The organism is Xanthomonas cannabis (assembly GCF_040616535.1).
Lineage (GTDB): Bacteria > Pseudomonadota > Gammaproteobacteria > Xanthomonadales > Xanthomonadaceae > Xanthomonas > Xanthomonas cannabis.
On sequence record NZ_CP136580.1, the window covers coordinates 920,817 to 945,069 of the forward strand.

A 24,253-nucleotide genomic window follows, 5' to 3' on the forward strand; every position below is an offset into this window, starting at 1 on the left:
AGGGCCGGGACCGGGGACCCGGGACCGGGGACCCGTGAACAGCCAAGGCATGGGCGCGTTGGGGTGCTTCGTATTCGCTGACCAAGGCGCTGGCGCGTTTCGGTGCGGCAGTGGAGTGCTGCTGGCGGGACCCGGGAACAGCCTCGTCAACGGCGCTGTTGGTGAGGCCGCATGCGCCGACCAACGCGCTGCCAAGTCTCAGTGCTGCATCGTGCTGCGTTTCCCGGGTCCCGTGTCCCGGGTCCCCGGTCCCGGTCATTCCTGATGCCCCTCTACCGTTACAAGGCCCTGGACGCCCACGGCGAAATGCTCGACGGCCAGATGGAAGCGTCCAGCGATGCCGAGGTGGCGTTGCGCCTGCAGGAGCAGGGCCATCTGCCGGTGGAAACACGCCTGGCCACCGGCGAGAACGACTCGCCATCGCTGCGCATGCTGTTGCGCAAGAAGCCGTTCGACAATGCGGCACTGGTGCAGTTCACCCAGCAGCTGTCCACCCTGATCGGTGCCGGGCAGCCGCTGGATCGCGCGCTGTCGATCCTGATGGATCTGCCCGAAGACGAAAAAAGCCGGCGCGTCATCGGCGACATCCGCGATACCGTGCGTGGCGGTGCGCCGCTGTCGTCGGCGCTGGAACGCCAGCATGGGCTGTTCTCCAAGTTGTACATCAACATGGTGCGTGCGGGCGAGGCCGGCGGCAGCATGCAGGACACCCTGCAACGCCTGGCCGATTACCTGGAGCGCAGCCGCGCGCTCAAGGGCAAGGTGATCAACGCGCTGATCTATCCGGCGATCCTGCTGGCGGTGGTCGGCTGCGCATTGCTGTTCCTGTTGGGCTACGTGGTGCCGCAGTTCGCGCAGATGTACGAAAGCCTGGATGTGGCCTTGCCCTGGTTCACGCAAGCGGTGCTGAGCGTCGGCCTGTTGGTGCGCGACTGGTGGATCGTGCTGATCGTGGTGCCCGGCGTGCTTGGGCTATGGCTGGATCGCAAGCGCCGCAACGCTGCATTTCGTGCGTCGTTGGATGAGTGGCTGCTGCGCCAGAAAGTGGTCGGCAGCCTGATCGCGCGGCTGGAAACCGCACGCCTGACGCGCACGCTGGGCACCTTGTTGCGCAATGGCGTGCCGTTGCTGGCAGCCATCGGCATCGCACGCAATGTCATGTCCAACCTGGCGCTGGTCGACGATGTGGCCACTGCGGCCGACGACGTCAAGAACGGGCATGGCCTGGCGATGTCGCTGGCACGCGGCAAGCGCTTCCCGCGCTTGGCGCTGCAAATGATCCAGGTGGGCGAGGAATCCGGCGCGCTGGACACGATGTTGCTCAAGACCGCCGACACCTTCGAGCTGGAAACCGCGCAAGCCATCGATCGCGCACTGGCGGCACTGGTGCCCTTCATCACGCTGGTGCTGGCCTCGGTGGTGGGGCTTGTCATCATCTCGGTGCTGGTGCCGCTGTATGACCTCACCAATGCGATCGGCTGAGCGCAATGACCAACATCGCTGCAGCGCCGTCAGCCGGACCCGAGCGGGGCTCGGCATCGGTACGTATCGCTCGTACACTTCGGTGGCAATGCACAGCTCCCTGACCGCAGTAACGGCTTCACGACAACTTTCCGGTGACCGCACGACACCCATGCGGGAACCAATGCAATGGCCGCCGTGTCCTTTGTTGGCGGCAGCATCCTTCATCGACGTGCAAGGAAATCGTTCATGATCAAGCGCTCCATCACCCGTAGTCCGTCGCGCGCAGGCCAGGCCGGCATGAGCCTGCTGGAAATCATCATCGTCATCGTGCTGATCGGTGCAGTGCTCACCCTGGTCGGTAGCCGCGTGCTCGGTGGTGCCGATCGCGGCAAGGCCAATCTGGCCAAGTCGCAGATCCAGACCCTGGCCGGCAAGATCGAGAATTTCCAGCTCGACACCGGCAAGTTGCCGGGCAAGCTCGATGACCTGGTGACCCAGCCCGGTGGCAGCAGCGGCTGGCTGGGCCCGTACGCCAAGCCGGTGGAACTCAACGACCCGTGGGGCCATACCATCGAATACCGCGTGCCCGGCGATGGCCAGCCGTTCGATCTGATCAGCCTGGGCAAGGACGGCAAGCCCGGCGGCAGCAGCTACGATTCGGACATCAAGTACCAATAAGCCCTCGCCATGCGCGTTGCGTGTCAGCCGTTGCGTCATCGGCATGGAATGGTCGGCCCTGGTCGTCCGCGCACGCGTGGCACATCGTTGCTGGAAATGCTGCTGGTCATCGCGTTGATCGCCATGGCCGGCGTGCTCGCGGCCGCGGCATTGAACGGCGGCATCGACGGCATGCGCCTGCGCAGCGCCGGCAAGGCGATCGCCTCGCAACTGCGCTACACGCGCACCCAGGCGATTGCCACCGGCACGCCGCAGCGGTTCCTGATCGACCCGCTGCAACGTCGTTGGGAAGCCCCCGGCGGCCATCGCGGCGACCTGCCGTCGTCGCTGCAGGTGCGTTTCACCGGCGCGCGCCAGGTGCAGTCGCGCGAAGACCAGGGCGCCATCCAGTTCTTTCCCGACGGCGCCTCCACCGGCGGCCGCATCGATCTGCAGGTCAAGGACGCGCGCTGGCGCGTGGACGTGGGCTGGATCACCGGCGAGGTGCGTTCGGGCCCATTGCGGACGCCGTCGCCATGAAGCGCCAGCGCGGTTACACCCTGATCGAAGTGATCGTCGCCTTCGCGCTGCTGGCGCTGGCGTTGAGCCTGTTGCTGGGATCGTTGTCGGGTGCGGCGCGGCAGGTGCGTGCGGCCGACGACAGCACCCGCGCCACGCTGCACGCGCAATCGTTGCTCGCCCTGCAGGGCATGGACAAGCCGCTGGTGCCCGAGCAGCAGCAGGGCAGCTTCGAGAACGGGCATTTCCGCTGGTCGATGGATGTGCGCCCGTACGACGAACCGCGGCGCAACCCGCAGGCGCCGGTCGCGCCGGGCGCGCACAAGCTGCTGCAACTGACCCTGGTGGTGCGCTGGGGCGAGCAGCCCAATCAGATGCTGCAGTGGCGCACCTTGCGGCTGGTGGCCGCCACCGCGCAGGACGGCGCCTGATGCGCCGTTCGCGCAGTGCAGGGTTCACCCTGATCGAGGTGCTGCTGGCCACCATGCTGCTGGTTGGCGGCCTGGCGCTGGCCTTTGCCACGCTGCGCTCGGCCAGCGCAGTGAGTCAGCGCGGCGAGGCGATTGCCCAGCGCAGCGAGCGCGTGCGCGCGGTGGAAGAATTCCTGCGCCGCCGTCTGGCGGCCGCGTTGCCGCTGGCGATGAGCATCGACCCGCAGAGCCAGCAGCCGATGCTGTTTGTCGGCGAGCCGCAGCGCATGCGCTTTGCCGCCGACGTGCCGGATTACCTGGGGCGCGGCGGCCCGTATCTGCATGACCTGTCGGTGGTCGGCGACGGCGAGCAGCGCACCTTGCAGATTGCCCTGACCATGCTGCAGTCGGGCAAGTCGATCGAAGAGGGCAGTGCGCTGCCGCCAGAGCCGCTGGCGCAGGACGTGCAGCAGGTGAGCTTCCGCTATCGCGGCATGGACCCGCAGACCGGCCGCCTGAGCGCGTGGTTGCCGCAGTGGGAATGGCACGACCGCCTGCCGCTGCTGGTGCGCATCGACATCCGCAGCGGCGATGCGGCATGGCCGTCGCTGGTGGTGGCGTTGCCGCAATCCAGCAACCCCGGAGCAGGGCAATGAGCCGGACGCGCGGCGCGGCGCTGGTGCTGGTGTTGTGGCTGATTGCCCTGCTCACCGCGATGATCGGTGCGTTCGCGCTCACCGCACGCGTGGAAGCGTTGCAGGGCAGCATGCTGCGCAACGGCGCGCAGGCGCAGGAATACGCGCGTGCTGGCCTGGAATACGCACTTTCGCGCTTGCAAAGCACCGATGCCCAGGCACGCTGGCGCGCAGACGGCCGGCGCTATCGTTGGCAGCTGGACGATGCCACGGTGGAGATCCGCGTCACTGACGAAAGCGGCAAGGTGGATCTGAACATGGCCGAGCCGGCGCTGCTGGCCGGGCTGGTGCGTGCGGTGGGCGGCGAACAGGGCCGCGGCACGCGCATTGCCGGTGCGATCGTCGATTGGCGCGATGGCGACTCGCTGAGCCAGCCCGGTGGTGGCGCCGAAGACCGCGACTATGCCGACGCCGGCCTGCCGTACGGCGCAAAGGACAGCCCCTTCGAAACCCTGGGCGAACTGCGGCTGGTGCTGGGCATGGACAGCGAGTTGTATCGCAAGCTGCTGCCCAACCTCACGCTGTACAGCGGCCGCTCGCGCCCCGAAGCGCGCTTTGCGCCCGGCCCGGTGTTGACCGCAATGGGCCTGGATGCGCGGCAACTACTGGCGCAGCGTGACGCGCCGCTGGGTTTGCCGGGCAGCGAGGCGACGGTCGGTGGGTCTGACACTTATAGTATCGAGAGCCGGGCGCGACTGAGTCAGGGACGCGAGGCTGTGTTGCGGGCGGTCGTGTCCACCAGCGCGTCCGCAGTACCGGGATCGGCCTACACCGTGTTGCGTTGGGAAGAGGGAGCAGCAGTGCAATGACCGCATGGCGGGATACCTTGGGTCGTATCGGCGTACGCGCCATGCCGGGAGCCGGAGGCTTCTGGCGTTGGTGGCAACAATCGCTGCTGGCCTGGCTGCCGCAACGGTGGCAGTGGCAGTTGGGTCTGTCGCAGGCACGCCTGTTGTTGCAGCTCGATGGCGATACCTTGCAGTTGCTGCGCCAGCGCGACCATAGCCGCGAGGCCGTCGCCAGCCTGCCGTGGCCGGTGCAGCCGCAGGAAGTCAACGCCGTGCTGCCGAGTGCGCTGGATGGGTTGCCGCGGCATTGGCTGCTGCCGTCGGCGCATGCGCTGCGGCGCCCATTGCGGCTGCCGGCCGCCGCCGCCGCACGCCTGCAGGACGTGGCGCGTTTCGAGATCGACCGGCAGACCCCGTTCACGGCCGACCAGGTGTATTTCGATGCGCGCGTGCTCGACGTGCGCGAAGACGGCCAGCTCGATGCCGAACTGGTGGTGGTGCCGCGGCGCATGATCGACGGCCCGGCCGGCGTGCCCGATGCCTGGACCAGCGCGTTGTCCGGCATCGACGTGGCCGACACCCAGGGCGTGCCGCTGGGGGTGAACCTGCTGCCGCCGGCGCGCCGGCTGCGGCGCAGCGACCCCATGCAGCGCTGGAACCTGATGCTTGCCGCCACCGCGCTGGTGTTGCTGGCGGTGGCCGGCTGGTTGCTGCTGGACAACCGCCGTCAGGCGGCCGACGACCTGCGCGCCAAGGTGCAGGCCAATGCCGCGCGTGCGCGCCAGGTGGCCGCCGAACGGCAGCAACTGATGGACCTGGTCGAAGGCGCCAACTTCTTCCAGAAACAGCGCGCCACGCGTCCGACCTCGGTGGAAATCTGGGACGAGCTGAGCCGGCGTCTGCCCGGTGGTACCTATCTGGAAAAATTCTCGGTCGAAGGCGGGCAATTGCAGTTGATCGGCTTGAGCAACGAAGCCTCCTCGCTGGTGCGCCGTCTGGAAGGCTCGCCGTTGTGGCGCACGCCCTCGCTGACCGGCGTGCTGCAGAGCGATGCCGGTCGCAACGTCGACCGCTTCACCATCACCGCCGAGCTGGCCGGCCCCGACGCCAAGGAGGCGGCCGATGCCACGCAGCGTTAAGCGCGATCGCTGGATCGCTTTGGGGTTGTTGCTGCTGGTGCTGGGCGTGGCGTATCTGGTGCTGGTGCACCCGTGGTTCACCCAGCCGATGATCGCCGTGCAGGACGACCTGCAATCGCTGCGCGAGCGCGAACTGCGCGTGCGCGTGCAGCTGCAGCAGGCGCCGGAAGTCAGCAAGCGGCTGCGGCAGGCACGCCAGACGCTGGAAAGCCGCCCGGGCTTCCTGCCGGAAACCTCCGCCGAGCTGGCCTCGGCAGGGTTGGTGCAGCGGCTGGAACGCGCGGTGGTGGAAGCCAGCCCCGGCAACCGCAGTTGCGCCATCAGCAACCGCTCGCCGCTGCAGCCGGAGAGCAAGGACCGTTTCACCCGCGTAGCCGTGCAGGTGCGCCTGCGCTGCGGCACGCCGGAGCTGGCCTCGGTGTTGTACAGCCTGGAAAACGGCACGCCGCGGCTGTTCGTGGACAACCTCAATGTCATGGCGCAGCGCTACCAACTCTCTCCCAACGAAAGCGGCAACGGGCTGGATATCGCCTTCGAACTGGCCGGCTACCTGCGTCCCGGCGCCAGTGCCGCACCGTTGAACACCGATGCCGCGCCCGCCGCCGCCGGGGAGGCCAGCAATGCGCCTTGACCTGATCGGTTTACGCACCTGGTTGCTGGCCACCGTGGTCGGCTGGGCGCTGCTGGTGTGCATCCTGGCGGTGGCCGGCCTGGGCAAGCGCGTGGAGTTGCTGCCCGACGACCCGGCGCTGGTGCAGCGCCTGCCCACGTTGCCGGCACCGGCGCCGGAACGGCTGGGCGCGTTCGAGAAGTATTCGGAGATCGCCGCGCACCCGGCCTTCGCCGAGGACCGCCTGCCGCATCCGTTCTTCCTGTCCGGCAACGATGGCAGCGGCGCGGCCTCGACGGTGCGCCTGACCGGCGTGCTGCTGACGGAAAACTTCAAGATGGCCACGTTGACCCTGGACCCGCAGGATTCGGTGCGCGTGCAGCTCGGCGGCGACGCGGTCAAGGGCTGGCGCCTGCTGGCCCTGCAGCCGCGCAGTGCCACCATCGAAGGCCCCGGCGGCACCCAGACCCTGGAACTGCACGTGTTCAACGGCCAGGGCGGGCAGCCGCCCACCGCCAATGCCGCCGCGCGCGGGGCTGCGGGCGCCACCCCGCCGTTGCCCTCGCCCGACGCAGCCGATCCTGCCGCCACGGCGCAACCGCCGCAGCCGCAGCCGGCCACCCCGCCGCAGCAGCAGCCCGGCGGGCAGGCCCCGCCCACGGTGCCGCCGCAGCGCAGCGATGGCGCCCAGGAAGCCCCACGCCCCTCCGACGATCAGATGCGTGCCATCCGCGAACGCATCGAAGCCCGACGCCGCCAGCTGCAACAGCAGCGCCAGAGCGGCTCTACCCCCGGTCAGACCCAATGAGTGAACGCATGACGCCGCGCCTGTTTCCCGTGTCCCTGCTGATTGGCCTGCTGGCCGGTTGCGCCACCACTCCGCCACCGGACGTGCGCCGCAACGCGCGCCTGGACCCGCAAGTCGGCGCTGCCGGCGCCACCCAGACTCCCGCCGAACAGCGCGCCGACGGCGATGCCAACGCCAAGCCAAGCCCGGTGATCCGCCGCGGCAGCGGCACCATGATCAACCAGAGTGCCGCTGGCGCGCCGGCGCCCACGCTCGGCATGGCCAGCAGCGGCAGCGCCACCTTCAATTTCGAAGGCGAATCGGTGCAGGCCGTGGTCAAGGCAATCCTGGGCGACATGCTCGGGCAGAACTACGTCATCGCGCCGGGCGTGCAGGGCACCGTGACCCTGGCCACGCCCAACCCGGTCTCGCCCGCGCAGGCGCTGAATCTGCTGGAAATGGTGCTGGGCTGGAACAACGCGCGCATGGTGTTCAGCGGTGGCCGCTACAACATCGTGCCGGCCGACCAGGCACTGGCCGGCACCGTCGCGCCCAGCACCGCATCGCCGTCGGCCGCGCGCGGGTTCGAAGTGCGCGTGGTGCCGTTGAAGTTCATTTCCGCCAGCGAAATGAAGAAAGTGCTCGAGCCGTACGCACGGCCGAATGCCATCGTCGGTACCGACCCGGCACGCAACGTCATCACCCTCGGTGGTACCCGCGCCGAGCTGGAAAACTATCTGCGCACCGTGCAGATCTTCGACGTGGACTGGTTGTCTGGCATGTCGGTAGGCGTGTTCCCGATCCAGTCCGGCAAGGCCGAGAAGGTCTCTGCAGATCTGGAAAAGGTGTTCGGCGAACAGAGCAAGACGCCCAGCGCCGGCATGTTCCGTTTCATGCCGCTGGAGAACGCCAACGCCGTGCTGGTGATCACGCCGCAGCCGCGCTACCTGGACCAGATCCAGCAGTGGCTGGACCGTATCGACAGCGCCGGCGGCGGCGTGCGGCTGTTTTCGTACGAGTTGAAATACATCAAGGCCAAGGACCTGGCCGATCGGTTGTCGGAAGTGTTCGGCGGCCGCAGTAGCGGTGGCGATTCCAATGCCTCGCTGGCGCCGGGCGCCGAGAGCAGCGTGCTCGGCGGCCAGCTGGGTAATCGCGACAGCACGATGGGCGGCAGCTCCGGCCTGACTGGTGGCAGCGTCGGCGAAAGCGGCGATGGCAGCGGTTCGGGCAGCTTCGGCGGTAGCAGCGGCATGGGTGGCGGCAGCAGCGGTAGCGGCGGCCTGGGCAACGGCAGCTTGCAGCTGTCGCCGCGCAGCAACGGCAATGGCGCGGTGACGCTGGAAGTGCAAGGCGACAAGGTCGGCGTATCGGCAGTGGCCGAAACCAACACCTTGCTGGTGCGCTCCACCCCGCAGGCATGGACGTCCATCCGCGATGTCATCGAGAAACTCGACGTGATGCCGATGCAGGTGCATATCGAGGCGCAGGTGGCTGAGGTGAATTTGACGGGTGAGCTTCAGTACGGCGTCAACTGGTACTTCGAGAACGCGGTCAATGCTGCAACGGCGGCTGGTGGTGCCGGACTTCCCTCTGCGGCGGGGCGCAGCATCTGGGGCGACATCTCGGGTACCGTCACCAACGGCGGCGTGGGCTGGACGTTTCTCGGCAAGAATGCTGCGGCAGTCATCAGTGCCCTGGATACGGTCACCAATTTGCGACTGCTGCAGACACCGTCAGTCTTTGTGCGAAACAATGCCGAAGCCACGCTCAATGTTGGCTCACGCATTCCGATCAATTCCACGTCGATCAATACTGGCCTGGGCAGCGACAGTAGTTTCTCGTCGGTGCAATACATCGATACCGGTGTGATCCTGAAGGTGCGCCCACGCGTCACCAAGGACGGCATGGTGTTCCTGGATATCGTGCAGGAAATCAGCACCCCGGGCGCACGGCCTCAAGCGTGTACGGCAGCAGCCACAACCACCGTCAACAGCGCTGCTTGCAATGTCGATATCAATACGCGTCGTGTCAAAACCGAGGCGGCAGTGCAAAGTGGTGACACGATGATGCTGGCTGGCCTGATCGACGACAGTACGACCGATATCAGTGCTGGCGTGCCATTTCTCAGCAAGTTGCCGGTCGTCGGCGCCCTGTTTGGTCAGAAAAATAAAGATACCAACCGCCGTGAAGTCATCGTCTTGATCACTCCCACGATCGTGCGCAACCCGCAGGAAGCGCGCAATCTCACCGACGAATACGGCCAGAAGTTCAAGGCCATGGAGCCGCTGAAACCCAGCCAGAAGCCGCAATGAGTGCGGCACTGCCCGTCGTGCTGGTGCCGGTCGGCACCGACGACGAGGCGCTGGACGCGTGCCTGGGTGCACTGGATGCGGCCACACCCGCAGATACACGGGTGTGGCTGGCCGACGATGCGCAGGCCGGCCCGCGCGGGCGTGCGGTGATCGAACACTGGTTGGCACGCACTCGATTGCAGGCCCATCACACCCGTCGCCAACGCATGCTCGGCGAGGTGGCGCATCTGGATGAAATGCTCAGCGCCTGCGGCGACGCCGATGTGGTGGTGTTGGGCGTGGATGCCTGCCCATTTCCGGGCTGGTTGAGCCAGTTGAGCGCGTGCTTTGCGCGCGATGCGGCGATCGCCACGGCCACGCCATGGAGCAATGTGGGCGAAGCCTGCAGTTGGCCGCGGCTGGGTGAACTCAACCCGTTGCCGGCCTCACCGGAACGGTTGGCCGCTGCCTGTGCGGCCATGCCGCCGTTGCACCCGGAGCTGCCTTCGGCGGTCGGCCACGCGGTGCTGTTGCGCGGCACCGCGCGACGCAAGACCGGCGGCCTGGATGCCAGCAGTTACGGCTCGTGGTACGCCGCGCTGGTGGACCTCAGCCTGCGCATGGGCGGGCTGGGCTGGCGCAACGTGTTGTGCGACACCGCCTTCGTCGCTTCCCCGCACGAGGGCCGCCCGGCCGATGGCGACATGGATGCACTGGCCACGCGTTGGCCGGCCTGGCATGCACGCCTGGCCAACTTCCTGATGCACGACCCGCTGCGTGCGCAACGCGAACAGCTGAGCCGGCTGCTGGCCGAACTGCCGCCCCCCGATCCGCAGCGCATGCTGTTCGACGCCTAGCCGTCCGCAATCAAGGCCTTCCACGCATGCCAGCGGTGGTGCAGCGACGTCGCGATGACGGACGAGACGTCGCGATCACGCAAGAAGATGCAAGGGCAAAACCATTGCGCAGTGGTCAGCACACGCAGCTGCTGCCCGGTACAGCACACAGCACAGCGATCCGCATTTGCGCCGCTCGCCGCCTGGTGTCAGCTGCAAGACCATAATCACCAAGACACACGCAACACTGCCGATAGCAGCGCATGCTTTTCCCGATTCCCGATTCCCGATTCCCGATTCCCGATTCCCGATTCCCGAATCCCGAATCCCGAATCCCGAATCCCGAATCCCGGCGCTAAAGCGCATCCCGCGTCGGCGCATCGGTCCGCACCACCACATCCAGCGCATCGTGACGCCAGGATTCGATATCCAGTTCCACCGCGCGGCCGTCTTCGGCGAAGCTGATGCGTTGCAGTCGAAAACAAGGTGTGCCGGTGGTGGACTGCAGCAGCAGCGCCTGGGTGGCATCCAGGCCGGCCGGATGCATCGACACCTGCGCACGGCTCAGGAACAGCCCCAGTTTCTGGTTGAACACGCTTGACAGCGAGCCGGCCAGATCGTGTTCCAGCAGGCCCGGCGCCCACGCTGCAAGCACCACATTGGTTTCCAGCAGCACCGCGCGGCGGTCGATCCAGCGCCGGCGCTGCAGCACGAAGACATCCTCGTAGGGCGACGCCAGGCGCAGCGCGGCGGCGAAGGCGGCGCCGGCCGGTTGCCGGGTCGCACTGAGCAGCTCGGTACGCGGCTTGCGCCCTTGCGCGGCCACGTACTGCATGAAGCCGGCAATGCTGGTGGGGTCGTAACGCACGCGTGGCGCGCTGACGAACCAACCGCGGCGGTTTTCGCGGTAGATGCGTCCCTGCGCTTCCAGTTGCTGCAGGGCCTCACGCAAGGTGATGCGGGTGCAGCCGAACCGCTCGGCGAGTTCGCGCTCCACCGGCAGGCGCTGGTCAGGGCCCCATTCGCCGGCAGCGATCTGCGCGGAGATGATCTCGGTGATGGCGTGCTGGCGCGAGGCGCTCATGCGGCGTGCCGCCCGGCAAGGAGTTGACGCATCGGTAAGGCAACAGGCTGAAAGTCGTGCATGCGCCGATGGTAAAGAAGAACGCGCCGGCAAACCGCGCCGGACTCAGCGCAGCGCCGCCGGATTCCGGTTCTGTTGGGGTTTCCAGCTGCGCCACCCATAGACCGCCAGCGCCACGAAGCCGGCATAGAGCAGGGCAGTGGGGTACAGGCCCTTGCTGACGAAGACGCCGACATACACGCAGTCCAGCACGATCCACAACACCCAGTTGGCAATGCGCTTGCGCGCGGCCCACACGCTGGCGACCAGGCTGAAACTGGCCAGCGCCGCGTCCAGCCAGGGCAGTGCGGCGTCGGTGCGGTGATGCATGTACGCGCCCAACCCCGCAGCGAACGCAGCACCGATGCCCAGCGAGATCCACAGTTCCTGCTGCGGCATCGGCAACGGGCGGATGCGCGTGTCCGTGGCATTGCCGCGCTGCCACTGCCACCAGCCATACAGCTGGGTCAGCACGTAGACGCCCTGCAGCAGCATGTCCGAGTACAGCTTCCACTGGTAGAACAGCCACGCGTACAAGGCCACTGCCACGATGCCCACCGGCCAGCACCAGCGGATGCGTCGCGCGGTCAGCCACACGCCCAGCAGGTTGATCACGACAGCGATGGATTCGAGCAACGACATGCAATGCCTGATGGATAGTGGAGAGCGGGGAGCAGGTGCAACCCGTGCAAAACCGTGTTGCAGTCGCAAGTGGATGCTGCGCGACTCCGAGCCTGTATGCGATGGAAACCCAACAGCGTCCTCACCGCCGAGCCCCTGCCTCAAGAGCGGCTGACACAAGCTGGCGCCCGCCCGCCTGGCGGCCGCGCAGGAGTGCTGTCAGCTGCTCTCAGTTGCCGCCATTAGCCAGTGCCTGAAACCCGCCCAAGCACAGCTGATTCCGACGCCCTTCTCCCGCTTGCGGGGGAAGGTGCCCGAAGGGCGGATGGGGGAGGCAGCAGACCTCAAAAATCCACCTGCACCGTCAGCCGCGCCGTACGCGGTGCACCCGGGAACAGATACGCATCGCCCTGGTATTCGCCGGAATCGCGCCAGTAGCGCTTGTCGAACACGTTGTCCACGTTCACCCGCCACGTGGTTGCCAGTGTGCCCAGCGTCGTGGCGTAGCGCGCGCCCAGATTGGCCACCGTGTAGGCGGGCACGCTGGCACTGCCAAGGCGGTCGGCGAACTTGCGCCCGCTGTATTGCACCCCGGCCAGCAGCGCCAGCCCATCGACGCCACGTACGCTGTAGTCGGCCTGCACGCTGGCGCGCAGCTTGGGCACGTTGATGGCCTGATGGCCCTCATACGCTGCAATGTCGGTGTCTTCTGCGCGGGCGCGGATGGCCGCGATGCTGGCGAACAGGCGCAACTGCTCGGTCGCCGCGCCATCGGCCGACAGCTCCAGGCCGCGGTTATGCAGGCGGCCCTGCTGCACGAACAGCAGGCCACCGTCGGCTTGCGGCTGGGTGAACTGGTAGGCCTGGCGGATGTCGAACAGCGCCGCGCCCAGGCGCAGGCCCTGCAGGTCGATCTTGGCGCCGGTTTCCAGCTGATACGCACTGGTGGGCGGCAGGATCTCGTCGGCATTGTCGGCAAACCACGGCGCGGTGCCGCCGGCGGCCAGGCTCTTGGCGTAGCTGGCATACAGCGACACGTTCTGCTGCGGCTTGAACAACAGTGCCGCCTGCGGCAGCACCGCGTCCTTGCGGGTGCGGCGTTCCAGCACGCCGTCGCGATCGAACGCACGTTCGTCCAGCCGCACGGCGCGCGCGCCCAGCGACAGTTCCCACTGCTCGCCCAGGCCGATGCGGTCGGCCAGCACCAGCGCACGCTGGCGGCTGTCCAGGCGGCGTTGCCTGGGGTCCAGCGCTACGTCGGTCTGCGCGAAGACTTCCGGGTCGCGGTCGATGCTGCCGCTGCCGACGAATTCGTTGACCGAACCAAAGCGGTCGATGGTGCGGCGCAGCCAGTCGCCGCCGATGCTCAGGCGATGCTCCAGCGCACCGGTGACCACGCGGCCTTCCAGGGTGGCGCGCAACTGGTCGTGCACGCGGGTGTCGTCCGGGCTGCGGTAGTCGTAGACGTCGTACTCGCCCTGCGCGCTGAAGAAGTTCGGCGTGGCGATGTCCGCGCAGCTTGCCGCGCCGTAGCAGCCCCAGGCGAACGCGGAAAAATCGTTGATTGTCGAGCGGCTGCGCGACGCGTCGACGGTGGCGCGCCAGTCGTCGTTGAACTGATAGGCGTAGCGCAGCTGCGCGTTGAGCGAGTCCATTTCCACCGGGCGTGACCAGGGCTGGTACCCGAGCAGGCGGCGCACGTCGATATCGCGCGGCACCTGCGTGCCGCCGAGCAATTGGTAGCCGGGCACCGATCGCTGTTGCCGATGCTGGTATTCCACGTCCAGCTGCAGCAGCGACTGCGGTGTGATCTTCCAGTCGCCGGCCAGCGACAGAAAATTACGGTAGCCATCCGCATGGTCGACATAGCTGTCGATGTCTTCACGTGCGGCATTCACGCGCAGGCCCAGGCTGCGCTCGGCACCGAACCAGTCGCCCAGGTCGGCCGCGACATAGCGCGAGCCCTGCTCGTCGGTACCCAGGGTCACGCTGCGCACACGCTCGGGCCGCTTGGTGCGGTAGTCGATCAGCCCGGCCGGTTCGTTGACACCGGACTGCAGCCCGGCCAGGCCTTTGAGGATCTGGACCTGCTGCTTGTTCTCCAGCGCGATCGACTGTTCGCCCACCGCACTCAGGCCATTGATGCGGTAGCTGTTGGCGGCATTGAGCGAATACCCGCGCACCACGAAGTTTTCGTAATAGCCGATCGGCGCATACGCATCGCCGGCGGAGGCGTCGGCACGCAGCACCTCGCTGAGCACGCGCGCCTGGCGATCGAGCAATTGCGGGCGGTCGATCACCGCGATGGAGGCGGGCGCATCCAGCAGGCGGGTGGCGCCGAAGCCGGTCAGCGCGGTGGCTGCCTCGCTGCGTTGCCCAAGCACGTTGACCGCGTCCAGTTCCACCGCTGCGCTGTCGGGTTGTTGTTGTGCCAGGACGGGGCTGGACAGGCACACCGCCAGGGCAAGCGCGAGCGGGCGGCGGGACAGCAGGCGAGTGGATGCGAAGGACATGGGTAAGGCTCGATGGAAGAAGGGAAACCGCTCAGGGCGAGCGGTGCGCGCGCGCATGCAAATGCGCGAGCAGGGCCTGGCCATCGGCGCTGGAAAACCAGTCCGCATGCCCAAGCAGATAACGGTGATAGGCGATGTCCACGTTGTCGGCGGAGCGCGTGATGCCGGCGAAATAGTCGATCTCGCTCAAGGCGAAATCGACATGCACGATCGGCAGCAGTGCGGCCAGGCAACGCAGCTGTGCGGCACCGAGCGGGCAATGCGCTGCGTAGCCATCCAGCAATGCATCCAGCTGCGCCAGCTCGGGCTGCGCGCGTGCGCCGGTGTCCAGGTGCAGCCACGGGATCAGGTTGCGTTCGATGGCGGTGGCCAGATCGAACAGCGCGCTGTTGCGATCGCTCAATCCGAAATCGAAGATCGCGCTGACCCTGGTGGCGCCGTGGTCGGTGTTCCAGAGCAGGTTGGACGCGTGCCAATCGCCATGCGTCCACAGCGGCGGCATGGCGCCCGGTGCAGACAGCAAGGGCCAGGCACGTGCATGCCAGGGCAGCACGTGGGTGGCCAGGTCGCGCTGCCAGGAATACCCGTGCAGGGCCGCGGCCAGATGCGGCCGTGTCGGTAGCGCGCGCTGCAGTGCCGGCAGTGGCTCGGCCTGCGCGAACACCTGCAGGTTGGCAACCAGCACGGCGCTGGAACGCGCTGGTGCAGCAAAGCCCCGCGCAGCGCGGTGAAGCTGCGCCAGCGCCGCGCCGGCGGCGTGTGCATGGGCGGTGTCGATGAACGGCGTCCACGACACCGCGTCGCGATACAGGTCGTGCCCGGCACCGGCGCGCTGCACTTCGTAGACCCAGGCGTCGTGGGCAAACGCGGTCTGGCCATCCGCCGCATGCAGCACCTCGACCACCGGCGCCCCGGCCCGGCGCAGATGCGCCATGAACGCGTGCTCCTCGCGCAACGCGGCAACGCTGCGCACGCGGCGATGGTGGCGTTTGACGATCACTGGCCCGGTGGCGGTTTCCACGCGGGCGGCGGCAGAGAACGGGCGCGCACTGTGCCACTGCACGTCCTGCGCACCGCCGAGCGTGGGCAGGCGCTGCAGCACGCGCCGGATTTCCTTCAGGGTCAGCGCCGGCCAGTCGGGCGGCGCCAGCGCCAGGCTCATGCCATGGACCTGATGCGGCGCGTTCACGGCTGCAGGCTCCACGCGCAAGCCATGGGGATATCGAGTGGTATAGACCAACCGAGTAAGGCCGATCCGACGGGCCCGGCGCGTGTGCCGGCATTGCGGACGGCGCTGCCGGGCCGTCGGTGCAGGGCGGGCGCCATCAGGCGGTCGCACTGCATGGAATGAAAGGGCAGCGCGAAACCGAAAGGTCGCTGGCCGTCATCTCTGAGGATCAAGTGGGGGTGCCGCGGACGGCGCCGACGCAGGCCGCGTGGCGGCTGTCGGGCGCGCAGTATGCCTGCTGCTGCGGCACGCCGCCATGCCGGGGCGCCACACGCGATGGCGCGGCGGTGGCCCCGCACCGGATAATGGGCGGATGACTCCAGTCCAGATCGCCGCCGTCGTCGTCACCTACCAGAGCAGCAGCACCATCAATGGCTGCCTGTCGCGGTTGCGCGCGGCCGAGGGCATCAGCGAGATCCGGGTGGTCGACAACGCCTCCAGCGACGACACCCTGGACGTGGTGCAGCGGCACGCGTTGGCCGACGCCCGCGTGCACTTCATCGCCAACCCGGACAACCCCGGCTTTGCCACCGCCTGCAACCAGGGCGCGCGCGACTCGCAGGCGCCCTGGCTGGTGTTCATCAACCCGGATCTGATGGTCGAGTCCGACACCCTGGTGCAGTTGTGCGCGCGCGCGGCCGGGCATGCTGCCGTGCTGCTGGGCGTGGAGCAGGTGGACGAGCAGGGCCGCCCCGACGCCGCAGTGCGCCGCCGCGACCCCGACTTTGCGGCCATGCTGCGCGCGCCGCGTGCCGCCGCCCAGCTGGCGATGCCGGCCGACCCGTCGCAGGCGCTGCAGGCGGTCGATGCAATCTCCGGTGCGCTGATGCTGATGCAGCGCAGCCTGTTCGACCGGCTGGACGGCTGGGACGGCCATTACCGGCTGCATGCCGAGGATCTGGACCTATGCCGCCGTGCCCGTCAGGCGGGTGCGCTGGTCGCCGTAGCCAACGATCTGCAGGTGGTGCACGTGCGCGGCGTCTCCAGCCGAGCCCGCCCGTACTTCGTTGAATGGCATAAACACCGCGGTCTGTGGCGCTATTTCCGCAAGTTCGAAGCCGCCCAGCGCGGCCCGCTGACCCGGGTCGGCGTGTGGCTGGCGATCTGGGCGCATGCGGCTGCGCAACTGCCGCGGTTGGTGCGTCGGGCATGACGCGCGGCCCGTTAAATTAGTGATAAATCCGTGATGGGGAGCCGGTCGTAACTGTGATACGTTGCGTGGCGAAGTGTGATCCAGTCAGTGCTTCCTGTCCCTAACGGGTCCCCCATCAGGAAACGTACAAATGTCCTTACAGATCGACCCGCGCTCGCGGGTACGTCAGTCGTGCCTTATCCCCGAGCAGTCCCGTCCGGTTGCCCGGCCGTCGGCCTCTTTTCGTTCCCTCGGCCGCAAGCCGCTGGCCGCGCTGGCGCTGGGCTGCACGCTGGCCGCATTGCCGGGTGCTGCGCTTGCCGGTGCCTGGACGCAACCGCAGGGCGACACGCTGGTGATCGTCAAGGCGCTGCATAGCGATGGCCGCGGGTGGTTCGACGACAGCCATCACCGCACGACCTTCGGTGACGGCCAGCAATTCGACGGGAACGGGCGTAGCCGCCAGGACCAGCTGAATGTCTATGTCGAGCACGGGCTGACCGACAGGCTCAGCGTCATCGGCAATTTCTATTTCAGCGATGTCGGTTTCAGCAGCCATGACAGTGGCCGCGGCCGCCAGCAGACCAGCACCACCGGGTTTGCCGATCAGGAAATCGGCCTGCGCTATGCGTTGCCGAGCGCGCCGGACGATGTCTGGCGCAGCTCGGTGCAGGGGCTGGTCAGCATTCCGGCGTATGGGCGCAGCAAGACCTACCACCCGAACAATCCCCAGGCGAACACCGATCCTGCGCTGGGTTTGGGCGATTACGGCCTGGAGCTGCGTTATAGCCGTGGCCGCGGTTACACGCTGGGCGGACGCAATGGCTATGTCGATCTGGGTGGCGCGGTGCGCCTGCGCGGCAGTGCTGCCTCCGATGAGGTGCGGGTGGATGCCTCGACGGGTTTGAGCCTGACTCCGAGCTGGTTGTTGCTCGGCGAACTGAACGTCATCCAGGGGCTGGGCAATGGGCGTAACAACTTCGATGTCGCAGGCTCTGCGGGCGGCGTGGGTTTCGTCGCCACCGGCACCAACTACGACCTGACCAAGCTGCAGCTGTCCACGCTGTACACCGCCCCGGGCGGCAGTCAGTGGCAGCTGGGCTACCAGCAGCCGGTGATGGGACGCAACACTGCTGCCGCAGGCGGGCCGTTCGTAGCCGCCTGGTGGCGTTTCTGAGGACGCCACGCCCATGACGGTCAGCTGCGAAAGCGAGGCGCTGGGACGGGTGCCGGATATCGGCCGCGAACGCGGCCTGCTGGGGCGTGCGCTGGTGTCGGCGGGCGTCATCACCGACGAACAACTGCGCGCGGCGCTGGCGTTGCAGCAGCGCTGGAACTCGCGCCTGGGCGATGTGATCCTGGCCCAGCGCGGGGTGCCGGCGCAGCGCTTCTACGCCATCGTCGCCGCGCACTTCGGGCTGGAATTCATCGACCTGGTGCAGCAGCCGCCGGATCCGGCGCTGCTCACTGCCGGCGATCTGGACAGTTACGCCCAGCGCCTGCTGCTGCCCTGGCGGCGCGAGGACGGCGTGCTGGTGCTGGCCGTGGCCGATCCCGACCCGGCGCTGTTCGCCTGGGCGCGCGCGCACTACGGCGAAGACGTGCGCTTTGTCGGCACCGCCAAGTTCGACATCATCTGGAGCCTGCAGCGCCACGCCGACGAGCAGCTCACCGACAACGCGCTGAACCTGCTGGCCGCGCATGCGCCGACCTACTCGGCACGCCAGGTGGTGACGCGCGGGCAGAAGCACACGTTGTGGGCGATTGCCGCAGCGTTGCTGATCGCGATGGTGGTGTTTCCGGTGCCGGCCCTGATCGCCATCAACGTGCTGGTGGCGCTGGGCTTTCTGGCGACCTTCGGTTTGAAGCTGCTGCTGGTGTGGTTTGGCTCGCGCCACCGCATCGACATCAAGGTCACCGAAGACGAAGTGGCCGCGCTGCGCGACGACGACCTGCCGGTCTACACCGTGCTGGTGCCGATGTACAAGGAACCGGAAGTCCTGCCGATCCTGGCCAATGCGCTGCGCAAGCTGGATTACCCGATCAGCAAGCTCGACGTGAAACTGGTGCTGGAAGCCGACGACTTCGAGACCATCGAAGCGGCCAAGAAGCTCGGCCTGGAGGCGTTCTTCGAAATCATCCGGGTGCCGCCGTCGCAGCCCAAGACCAAGCCCAAGGCCTGCAACTACGCGCTGCATTTTGCACGCGGCGAACTGCTCACCATCTACGACGCCGAAGACAAGCCCGAGCCGGATCAGCTCAAGCGCGTGGTGGCGGCCTTCCGCAAGGCCGAGAAGGACGTGGTGTGCATCCAGGCGCGGCTGAACTACTACAACGCCGACGAAAACTGGCTGACGCGGATGTTCACGCTGGAGTACACGCTCTGGTTCGACTTCTACCTGCCGGCGCTGGAATACCTGCGCATCCCGATTCCGTTGGGCGGCACCTCCAATCACTTCCGTCTGGATGTGTTGCGCCAGGTGCGTGCGTGGGACCCGTACAACGTCACCGAAGACGCCGACCTGGGCGTGCGGCTGATCCAGAACGGCTACCGCGTCAACGTGGTGAACTCCACCACGTTCGAAGAGGCCAACGTCAGCATTCCCAACTGGATCCGGCAGCGTTCGCGTTGGCTCAAGGGCTACATGCAGACCTGGCTGGTGCACATGCGCGACCCGGTGCATCTGTATCGCAGCACCGGGTTCAAGGGGTTTTGGGGATTCCAGTTTTTCATCGGTGGCAATTTTTTCATCGCGCTGGGTGTGCCGGTGATGTGGGCGTTTTGCCTGATCAGCATCGTGAGCGGTGCGCGCTTCTTCGATGCGATTTTCCCGCCGTGGCTGGCTGCCGTGTCGCTGGTCAATCTACTGCTGGCCAACGCGTTCTTCATCTACATCACGCTGGTGGCGGCGTTCAAACGCGACTACTTCAAGCTGGCGCCATATGCGCTGACGGTGCCGTTCTATTGGGTGCTGCAATCGATCGCAGGCTTCAAGGGGCTTTGGCAGCTGATCCACAATCCGTTCTACTGGGAGAAGACCACGCATGGCATCAGCAAGCATTCGGAAAACGAGCGCCGCGCCGCACTCGAAGAGTGACTCGGTAACGCCGCGTCGCGAAAGCGGGCTGCCGGCGTTCCTGGTGGCGGTGGTGGCGCTGTCGTTGCTGAGCCAGCCGTTGCTGGTGCAGTCGATGGGCGGTGCCGCGCCGGTGAGTGCGCCGGGCGTCGGGTTGCCGGCGTCCGGCGTGCTTGCCTGGGCGGTCGATCTGGCGTTGCACCACTGGCAGCTGCCGTTCCAGATCTGGCCGTTCCTGGCGGTCGCTGCCAACGCGTTGTTCCTGTCGCTGCTGTGGCGCGATCTGGCCGGCGTGTTCGGGCGTGGCTGGGCCAGCGGCCTGACCCTGCTGGTGGGCTGCAACCCGCTGTTCCTGCTGCCGATCGCGGCGGGCGGCAGCCAGGCGGTGGGCCTGCTGGCGTTCTACGGCCTGTGCCGCACGCTGCGCCGCCTGCAGGCGCCGGTGGAAGCGTTCACCTACCTGCGCATCGCCGGGTGGCTGTGCATCCTGCTGTGCCTGGATCTGCAGACCCTGGCGTTGTCGACGATGGTGGCGCCGTGGCTGCTGCTGGTGATGCCGCCGCAGATGCTGCGCAAGGCGCCCGGTTCGTTCTATCTGGTGTGCTATCTGCCGTTCGTGTTTCTGGTCGGCATGTGGGCCTACGTCAATCTGACCGTGTTCAATGCGCCGTGGCCGACGCTGTCGAGCATCGGTCAGGCGGCACATCCGCTGCCATTGCCGCTGGCCGCCCAGGCGCAGGACTGGTTGCCGGCCGTGCGTTGGGGCGTGGCCGCAGTGGTCTGCTTCCCGGTGCTGGCGCTGGTGGTGCGCACGCGCAGTGGTGCGCTGGCCCGCGGCGTCATCGCCAGCGCCGGCACGGTGATCTGCGCGGCGGCGCTGTCGTTTGCGTTCGGCTGGGCCGGGTTCGACGCCTTGTTGTTGCTGTGGGTGCCGGCGGCGTTGTTGCTGCGCGCGCTGCAGGCCGACCAGCGCACCCAGGCAGCCGGTTTGTTGCTGCTTGGTCTGGTCGGTGCGGCCTGGGTGCAGCCGCCGGGCTGGGGCAGCTGGCTGCGTGCGGCGCCTGCCGACGAGCAGTCGCTGCTGCAGGGTGAGGCGGTCGTCATCGCCGCGCCGGTATCGCTGCCGGTCAGGCCCGCAGCGACGCCGTCGGCAGCCGTGCCTGCAACGCCGCGGCTAGGGGACGATGCCGTGCTCACCGCGGCGGCCTCACCGGTGGCGAGCGCACCGGCGGGGCTGGCGGGCCCTGCCACGGCGACGGTGGCGCAGCCCCAACCCGGCAATGCAAGTGTGCAGGGCAGCACATGCGTGCAGGGCACGACAGGGTCGACCACCGAGGCGTCTGCGGCATGTTCAAGCGCGTTCTGACGCTCGTGGCGGTGCTGGCGGTGTGCCTGCTTGCCAACGGCTGCAATGCAGCCACGCCGATGTGGATGGGCGCCAACGTCAAGGTGTCGGCCAATGCGCCGTGGCAGAGCGCCGCCGCCGCGCAGTCGCTGGATGCGTTGGCCGGCACCGGTGCCAGCAAGGCGTTGCTGGTGGCCTTCGTGTGGCAGGCAACACCGCATTCCAGTGACCCGGTCCTGGGCAGCGACAGCAGCCTGGAGGCCATGCGCGCTGCGTTGCGGCAGAGCCAGCGCTCCGGTTTGCAGCCCACGCTCAAGGTGCATGTCTGGATACCCGGCCACTGGGCTGGCGAGGTGGCGCCCGGTGATCAGGCCGCCTGGTTTGCGGCGTATCAACGAGCGCTGCTGCCGCTGGCGCAATTGGCCGAAGACGAACACGCCGAGGCGCTGGTGGTCGGCACCGAACTGCGCAAGCTGCAGGACGCGCCGCACTGGCCCGAGCTGGTGGCCGCGGTACGCAAGGTCTACCACGGCAAGCTGCTGTACGTGGCCGATGGCATGGAACATGCCGAGAGCTTCCGTTACTGGTCGCTGTTCGATGCGGTCGGCACCAGCCTGTATCCGCGCCTGTCCGAGGCGGGCGATGCCCGCACGGCGGAAATGAACGTAGCCGCGCAGCGCCTGCAGCAGCTGGGCCAGCGCGTCGGCAAGCCGGTATGGGTGGCCGAGCTGGGCCTGCGCTCGGCACGTGGCAGCCTGGCCGCACCCTGGGAAAGCCCGGAGCAACGTGCTGCCGCAGTGGACACGCAGCTGCAGCTGCAGGTACTGCAGCAATGGCGCAAGGTGCTGCAAGCGCATGGCATCGACGGGATTGCGCTGTGGTGCTGGTACACCGACCCCAAGGCCGGCGGCCCGGGCGACAGCGACTTCACCGTGCAAGGCAAGCCGGCCCAGCAGGTGCTGGCGCGCTGAGGCGCTCAGCTGCGCCTGCGGACGGCGTGCGCGGCGGTGGATCGAGTGGGAGGCTTGGCGCGCAGCTGCCTGCGGCAGCGGCGGCAGCGGCGGCAGCGGCGGCAACGACCGATGGTCGGCACGCTGGGCGGGGCGCGTGCGCGTGGCAGCCGGAGCGTTGGCGGCCTTGCACGTCCCGCCAGCGCCGCTGCGGGCATAATCCGGCGGCATGATCATCCATTCGCTGCTCGACACCGACCTGTACAAATTCACCATGATGCAGGCGGTGCTGCATCAGCACCCGGCCGCGCAGGTGGAGTACCGCTTCAAGTGCCGCATCCCTGGCGTGAACCTGGCGCAGTTCATCGACGAGATATCGCGCGAGATCGATGCGCTGTGCCGGCTGCGCCTGCGCGAGGATGAAGTGGATTACCTGCGCAGCCTGCGCTTCATCAAGCCGGACTTTGCCGACTTCCTGGTGCTGTTCCATCTGGACCGCAAGTACCTGCAGCTGTCGGCATCGACCACCCATCCGGGCGAGATCGAGCTGACCATCCGTGGCCCGTGGCTGCACACCATCCTGTTCGAAGTACCGCTGCTGGCGATCATCAACGAGGTGTGGTTTCGCAACACCTCCGAGCCGGATTTCGAGGAAGGCCGCAGCCGCCTGCGCGCCAAGGTCAGCAGCCTGCGCAGCATGCCGGCCGGCTGCAAGATCGCCGATTACGGCACCCGGCGGCGTTATTCGCGGCACTGGCACGGCGAGCTGCTGCCGCTGCTGCGCGATGGCCTGGGCGAGCAGTTCGTGGGTACCAGCAACGTGTATTTCGCCAAGCACTACGGGTTGACCCCGCTGGGCACGATGGCGCACGAATACCTGCAGGCATTTCAGGCGCTGGGGCCGCGGCTGCGCGATTCGCAGGTCGCGGCGCTGGAGTCCTGGGCGCGCGAATACCGCGGCGACCTGGGCATTGCGTTGTCGGATGTGGTGGGGCTGGATGCGTTCCTGCGCGATTTCGACCTGTACTTCTGCAAGCTGTTCGACGGCATGCGCCACGATTCCGGCGACCCGTTCGAGTGGGGCGAGCGGGTGATCGCGCACCTGGAGGCGCACCGCATCGATCCCCGGACCAAGGTGCTGGTGTTCAGCGACGGCCTCAATATCGACAAGGTGATGCAGCTGTACCAGCACTTCCACACGCGCTGCCGGCTGGCCTTCGGGGTGGGCACCAGCCTGACCAACGACCTGGGACCGACCCCGTTGCAGATCGTGATCAAGATGGTCCGCTGCAACGGCCAACCGGTGGCCAAACTCAGCGACTCGCCCGGCAAGAGCATGTGCGAGGACGTCGGCTACCTGCGCTACCTGCGTGATGTGTTCGGCCTGCCGCCAATGCCGGGCGACAGTGGCACTGCGCGTCAATAGGTGACGCCCGCCGGCAGGCAGAACGGTGGACAAGCCACCCTGGTGTAGGGGAATCGCCAGAAAAAATGAGAACCCCATCGCGCTTGCACGTTGGCTGACGTTAACATTGGCATCACGCCGCCATCACATTTGATGCGGCGGTCGCTTCTGACGTCCCACCTTGCGAAGTCCGTTGATGCCCGCACTCGACCCGTTATCGCTGTACCGCGCGCGTCGCTGCTCCCGGCAGTGGCTGGGCTTCGTCCGCGCCATGGCCGAGGAGTTCGGCGCCGAGTTGCCCGAGCACGATCTGGCCACGTTGATGGCGCGGATCGGCCGTCGGTTTGCGCGCGAGCACAGGCTGGCGCCCTGCAACGCGCTGGCCGAGGTGCAACAGGCCGCCAACGCGATCTGGGACGGCTGCGACTGGGGCCAGTGCGCGATGGACGAGCACGCCGACCATGTACAGATCCGGCACGGCGGTGCGCCGCTGGGCGTGGCGCTGGATGGCGCCGCCTGGAGCGACGGATTCCTGCAGGGCGTCTACGAAGGCTGGTTCCAGCAATTGGGGATGCTGGCGGGCCTGTCCGTGCAGGCCGTGCCGGGAGAGAGCGTCGACCTGCGCCTGTTGGTGCTGGCGCGGACGCCATGAACAGCGGT

22 protein-coding genes are annotated in these 24,253 nt (G+C 67.4%); 18 read left to right on the forward strand and 4 right to left on the reverse strand.

Annotated features, from left to right (window positions below; translation table 11 throughout):
• The first annotated feature begins 264 nt into the window (after positions 1-264).
• From RZV17_RS03790 to RZV17_RS03840, 11 genes are all read left to right on the forward strand, one after another.
• A complete protein-coding gene (locus tag RZV17_RS03790) occupies positions 265-1,482 on the forward strand; it encodes a type II secretion system F family protein (protein ID WP_047697704.1) in 1,218 nt (405 codons plus the stop codon).
• Between the two features lie 228 nt (positions 1,483-1,710).
• Positions 1,711-2,142 (forward strand): type II secretion system major pseudopilin GspG, encoded by a 432-nt coding sequence (gene gspG, locus RZV17_RS03795; protein ID WP_039408341.1) that lies wholly within the window; start codon positions 1,711-1,713, stop codon positions 2,140-2,142.
• Between the two features lie 9 nt (positions 2,143-2,151).
• Positions 2,152-2,661, forward strand: a complete 510-nt coding sequence (locus RZV17_RS03800) for a GspH/FimT family pseudopilin (protein WP_166752475.1) — start codon at positions 2,152-2,154, stop codon at positions 2,659-2,661.
• Positions 2,658-3,071 carry a prepilin-type N-terminal cleavage/methylation domain-containing protein gene (locus tag RZV17_RS03805; RefSeq protein WP_047697702.1) on the forward strand — a complete coding sequence of 138 codons (414 nt, stop codon included), beginning with the start codon at positions 2,658-2,660 and terminating at the stop codon, positions 3,069-3,071. Before RZV17_RS03800 ends, RZV17_RS03805 begins: the two co-directional genes overlap by 4 nt.
• Positions 3,071-3,706: a type II secretion system protein J gene (locus RZV17_RS03810; protein ID WP_104579104.1), complete on the forward strand. Its 636-nt coding sequence runs from the start codon at positions 3,071-3,073 to the stop codon at positions 3,704-3,706. The genes RZV17_RS03805 and RZV17_RS03810 overlap by 1 nt, the downstream gene beginning before the upstream one ends.
• Positions 3,703-4,554, forward strand: a complete 852-nt coding sequence (locus RZV17_RS03815) for a type II secretion system minor pseudopilin GspK (RefSeq protein ID WP_355607367.1) — start codon at positions 3,703-3,705, stop codon at positions 4,552-4,554. The genes RZV17_RS03810 and RZV17_RS03815 overlap by 4 nt, the downstream gene beginning before the upstream one ends.
• On the forward strand, positions 4,551-5,672 hold the full coding sequence (locus tag RZV17_RS03820) for a PilN domain-containing protein (RefSeq protein WP_039408326.1): 1,122 nt from the start codon (positions 4,551-4,553) through the stop codon (positions 5,670-5,672). Before RZV17_RS03815 ends, RZV17_RS03820 begins: the two co-directional genes overlap by 4 nt.
• On the forward strand, positions 5,656-6,303 hold the full coding sequence (gspM, locus tag RZV17_RS03825) for a type II secretion system protein GspM (protein WP_039566153.1): 648 nt from the start codon (positions 5,656-5,658) through the stop codon (positions 6,301-6,303). Before RZV17_RS03820 ends, gspM begins: the two co-directional genes overlap by 17 nt.
• Positions 6,293-7,090, forward strand: a complete 798-nt coding sequence (xpsN, locus tag RZV17_RS03830; RefSeq protein ID WP_039408320.1) for a type II secretion system protein XpsN — start codon at positions 6,293-6,295, stop codon at positions 7,088-7,090. Before gspM ends, xpsN begins: the two co-directional genes overlap by 11 nt.
• Positions 7,087-9,384, forward strand: a complete 2,298-nt coding sequence (gene gspD, locus RZV17_RS03835) for a type II secretion system secretin GspD (protein ID WP_355607371.1) — start codon at positions 7,087-7,089, stop codon at positions 9,382-9,384. Before xpsN ends, gspD begins: the two co-directional genes overlap by 4 nt.
• Entirely contained in the window at positions 9,381-10,220 is an 840-nt protein-coding gene (locus tag RZV17_RS03840; protein WP_179453672.1) for a glycosyltransferase, read from the forward strand. The genes gspD and RZV17_RS03840 overlap by 4 nt, the downstream gene beginning before the upstream one ends.
• 334 nt (positions 10,221-10,554) lie before the next feature.
• Here the strand turns inward: RZV17_RS03840 and RZV17_RS03845 are convergent, their stop codons facing one another.
• From RZV17_RS03845 to RZV17_RS03860, 4 genes are all read right to left on the reverse strand, one after another.
• On the reverse strand, positions 10,555-11,283 hold the full coding sequence (locus RZV17_RS03845) for a UTRA domain-containing protein (protein ID WP_123137447.1): 729 nt from the start codon (positions 11,281-11,283) through the stop codon (positions 10,555-10,557).
• A 105-nt stretch (positions 11,284-11,388) separates the two neighbouring features.
• Positions 11,389-11,964 carry a nicotinamide riboside transporter PnuC gene (gene pnuC, locus RZV17_RS03850; protein WP_184375826.1) on the reverse strand — a complete coding sequence of 192 codons (576 nt, stop codon included), beginning with the start codon at positions 11,962-11,964 and terminating at the stop codon, positions 11,389-11,391.
• A gap of 323 nt (positions 11,965-12,287) precedes the next feature.
• Positions 12,288-14,456, reverse strand: coding sequence for a TonB-dependent siderophore receptor (locus RZV17_RS03855; RefSeq protein ID WP_355607377.1), 2,169 nt, complete (start codon positions 14,454-14,456; stop codon positions 12,288-12,290).
• A 31-nt stretch (positions 14,457-14,487) separates the two neighbouring features.
• Positions 14,488-15,645 (reverse strand): phosphotransferase, encoded by a 1,158-nt coding sequence (locus tag RZV17_RS03860; RefSeq protein ID WP_355607380.1) that lies wholly within the window; start codon positions 15,643-15,645, stop codon positions 14,488-14,490.
• A 352-nt stretch (positions 15,646-15,997) separates the two neighbouring features.
• On the opposite strand from RZV17_RS03860, the gene RZV17_RS03865 reads away from it, so the two are divergent.
• From RZV17_RS03865 to RZV17_RS03895, 7 genes are all read left to right on the forward strand, one after another.
• Positions 15,998-16,837 (forward strand): glycosyltransferase family 2 protein, encoded by an 840-nt coding sequence (locus RZV17_RS03865; RefSeq protein WP_355607383.1) that lies wholly within the window; start codon positions 15,998-16,000, stop codon positions 16,835-16,837.
• A 130-nt stretch (positions 16,838-16,967) separates the two neighbouring features.
• Positions 16,968-17,993 (forward strand): hypothetical protein, encoded by a 1,026-nt coding sequence (locus tag RZV17_RS03870; protein ID WP_355607386.1) that lies wholly within the window; start codon positions 16,968-16,970, stop codon positions 17,991-17,993.
• A 13-nt stretch (positions 17,994-18,006) separates the two neighbouring features.
• On the forward strand, positions 18,007-19,914 hold the full coding sequence (locus RZV17_RS03875) for a glycosyltransferase family 2 protein (protein WP_355607388.1): 1,908 nt from the start codon (positions 18,007-18,009) through the stop codon (positions 19,912-19,914).
• Between the two features lie 49 nt (positions 19,915-19,963).
• Positions 19,964-21,259 (forward strand): hypothetical protein, encoded by a 1,296-nt coding sequence (locus RZV17_RS03880; RefSeq protein ID WP_355609171.1) that lies wholly within the window; start codon positions 19,964-19,966, stop codon positions 21,257-21,259.
• Positions 21,241-22,209 carry a glycosidase-like protein gene (locus RZV17_RS03885; protein WP_355607391.1) on the forward strand — a complete coding sequence of 323 codons (969 nt, stop codon included), beginning with the start codon at positions 21,241-21,243 and terminating at the stop codon, positions 22,207-22,209. The genes RZV17_RS03880 and RZV17_RS03885 overlap by 19 nt, the downstream gene beginning before the upstream one ends.
• A 208-nt stretch (positions 22,210-22,417) precedes the next feature.
• Entirely contained in the window at positions 22,418-23,614 is a 1,197-nt protein-coding gene (pncB, locus tag RZV17_RS03890) for a nicotinate phosphoribosyltransferase (RefSeq protein WP_355607394.1), read from the forward strand.
• A 175-nt stretch (positions 23,615-23,789) separates the two neighbouring features.
• Entirely contained in the window at positions 23,790-24,245 is a 456-nt protein-coding gene (locus RZV17_RS03895; protein WP_047697674.1) for a cellulose biosynthesis protein BcsD, read from the forward strand.
• The last annotated feature ends 8 nt before the right edge of the window (positions 24,246-24,253 follow it).

Coding starts and splice junctions, on each gene's coding strand:
- RZV17_RS03790 (WP_047697704.1), top strand. CDS start 265: ATGCCCCTCTACCGTTACAAGGCCCTGGACGCCCACGGCGAAATGCTC.
- gspG (WP_039408341.1), top strand. CDS start 1,711: ATGATCAAGCGCTCCATCACCCGTAGTCCGTCGCGCGCAGGCCAGGCC.
- RZV17_RS03800 (WP_166752475.1), top strand. CDS start 2,152: ATGCGCGTTGCGTGTCAGCCGTTGCGTCATCGGCATGGAATGGTCGGC.
- RZV17_RS03805 (WP_047697702.1), top strand. CDS start 2,658: ATGAAGCGCCAGCGCGGTTACACCCTGATCGAAGTGATCGTCGCCTTC.
- RZV17_RS03810 (WP_104579104.1), top strand. CDS start 3,071: ATGCGCCGTTCGCGCAGTGCAGGGTTCACCCTGATCGAGGTGCTGCTG.
- RZV17_RS03815 (WP_355607367.1), top strand. CDS start 3,703: ATGAGCCGGACGCGCGGCGCGGCGCTGGTGCTGGTGTTGTGGCTGATT.
- RZV17_RS03820 (WP_039408326.1), top strand. CDS start 4,551: ATGACCGCATGGCGGGATACCTTGGGTCGTATCGGCGTACGCGCCATG.
- gspM (WP_039566153.1), top strand. CDS start 5,656: ATGCCACGCAGCGTTAAGCGCGATCGCTGGATCGCTTTGGGGTTGTTG.
- xpsN (WP_039408320.1), top strand. CDS start 6,293: ATGCGCCTTGACCTGATCGGTTTACGCACCTGGTTGCTGGCCACCGTG.
- gspD (WP_355607371.1), top strand. CDS start 7,087: ATGAGTGAACGCATGACGCCGCGCCTGTTTCCCGTGTCCCTGCTGATT.
- RZV17_RS03840 (WP_179453672.1), top strand. CDS start 9,381: ATGAGTGCGGCACTGCCCGTCGTGCTGGTGCCGGTCGGCACCGACGAC.
- RZV17_RS03845 (WP_123137447.1), bottom strand. CDS start 11,283: ATGAGCGCCTCGCGCCAGCACGCCATCACCGAGATCATCTCCGCGCAG.
- pnuC (WP_184375826.1), bottom strand. CDS start 11,964: ATGTCGTTGCTCGAATCCATCGCTGTCGTGATCAACCTGCTGGGCGTG.
- RZV17_RS03855 (WP_355607377.1), bottom strand. CDS start 14,456: ATGTCCTTCGCATCCACTCGCCTGCTGTCCCGCCGCCCGCTCGCGCTT.
- RZV17_RS03865 (WP_355607383.1), top strand. CDS start 15,998: ATGACTCCAGTCCAGATCGCCGCCGTCGTCGTCACCTACCAGAGCAGC.
- RZV17_RS03870 (WP_355607386.1), top strand. CDS start 16,968: ATGTCCTTACAGATCGACCCGCGCTCGCGGGTACGTCAGTCGTGCCTT.
- RZV17_RS03875 (WP_355607388.1), top strand. CDS start 18,007: ATGACGGTCAGCTGCGAAAGCGAGGCGCTGGGACGGGTGCCGGATATC.
- RZV17_RS03885 (WP_355607391.1), top strand. CDS start 21,241: ATGTTCAAGCGCGTTCTGACGCTCGTGGCGGTGCTGGCGGTGTGCCTG.
- pncB (WP_355607394.1), top strand. CDS start 22,418: ATGATCATCCATTCGCTGCTCGACACCGACCTGTACAAATTCACCATG.
- RZV17_RS03895 (WP_047697674.1), top strand. CDS start 23,790: ATGCCCGCACTCGACCCGTTATCGCTGTACCGCGCGCGTCGCTGCTCC.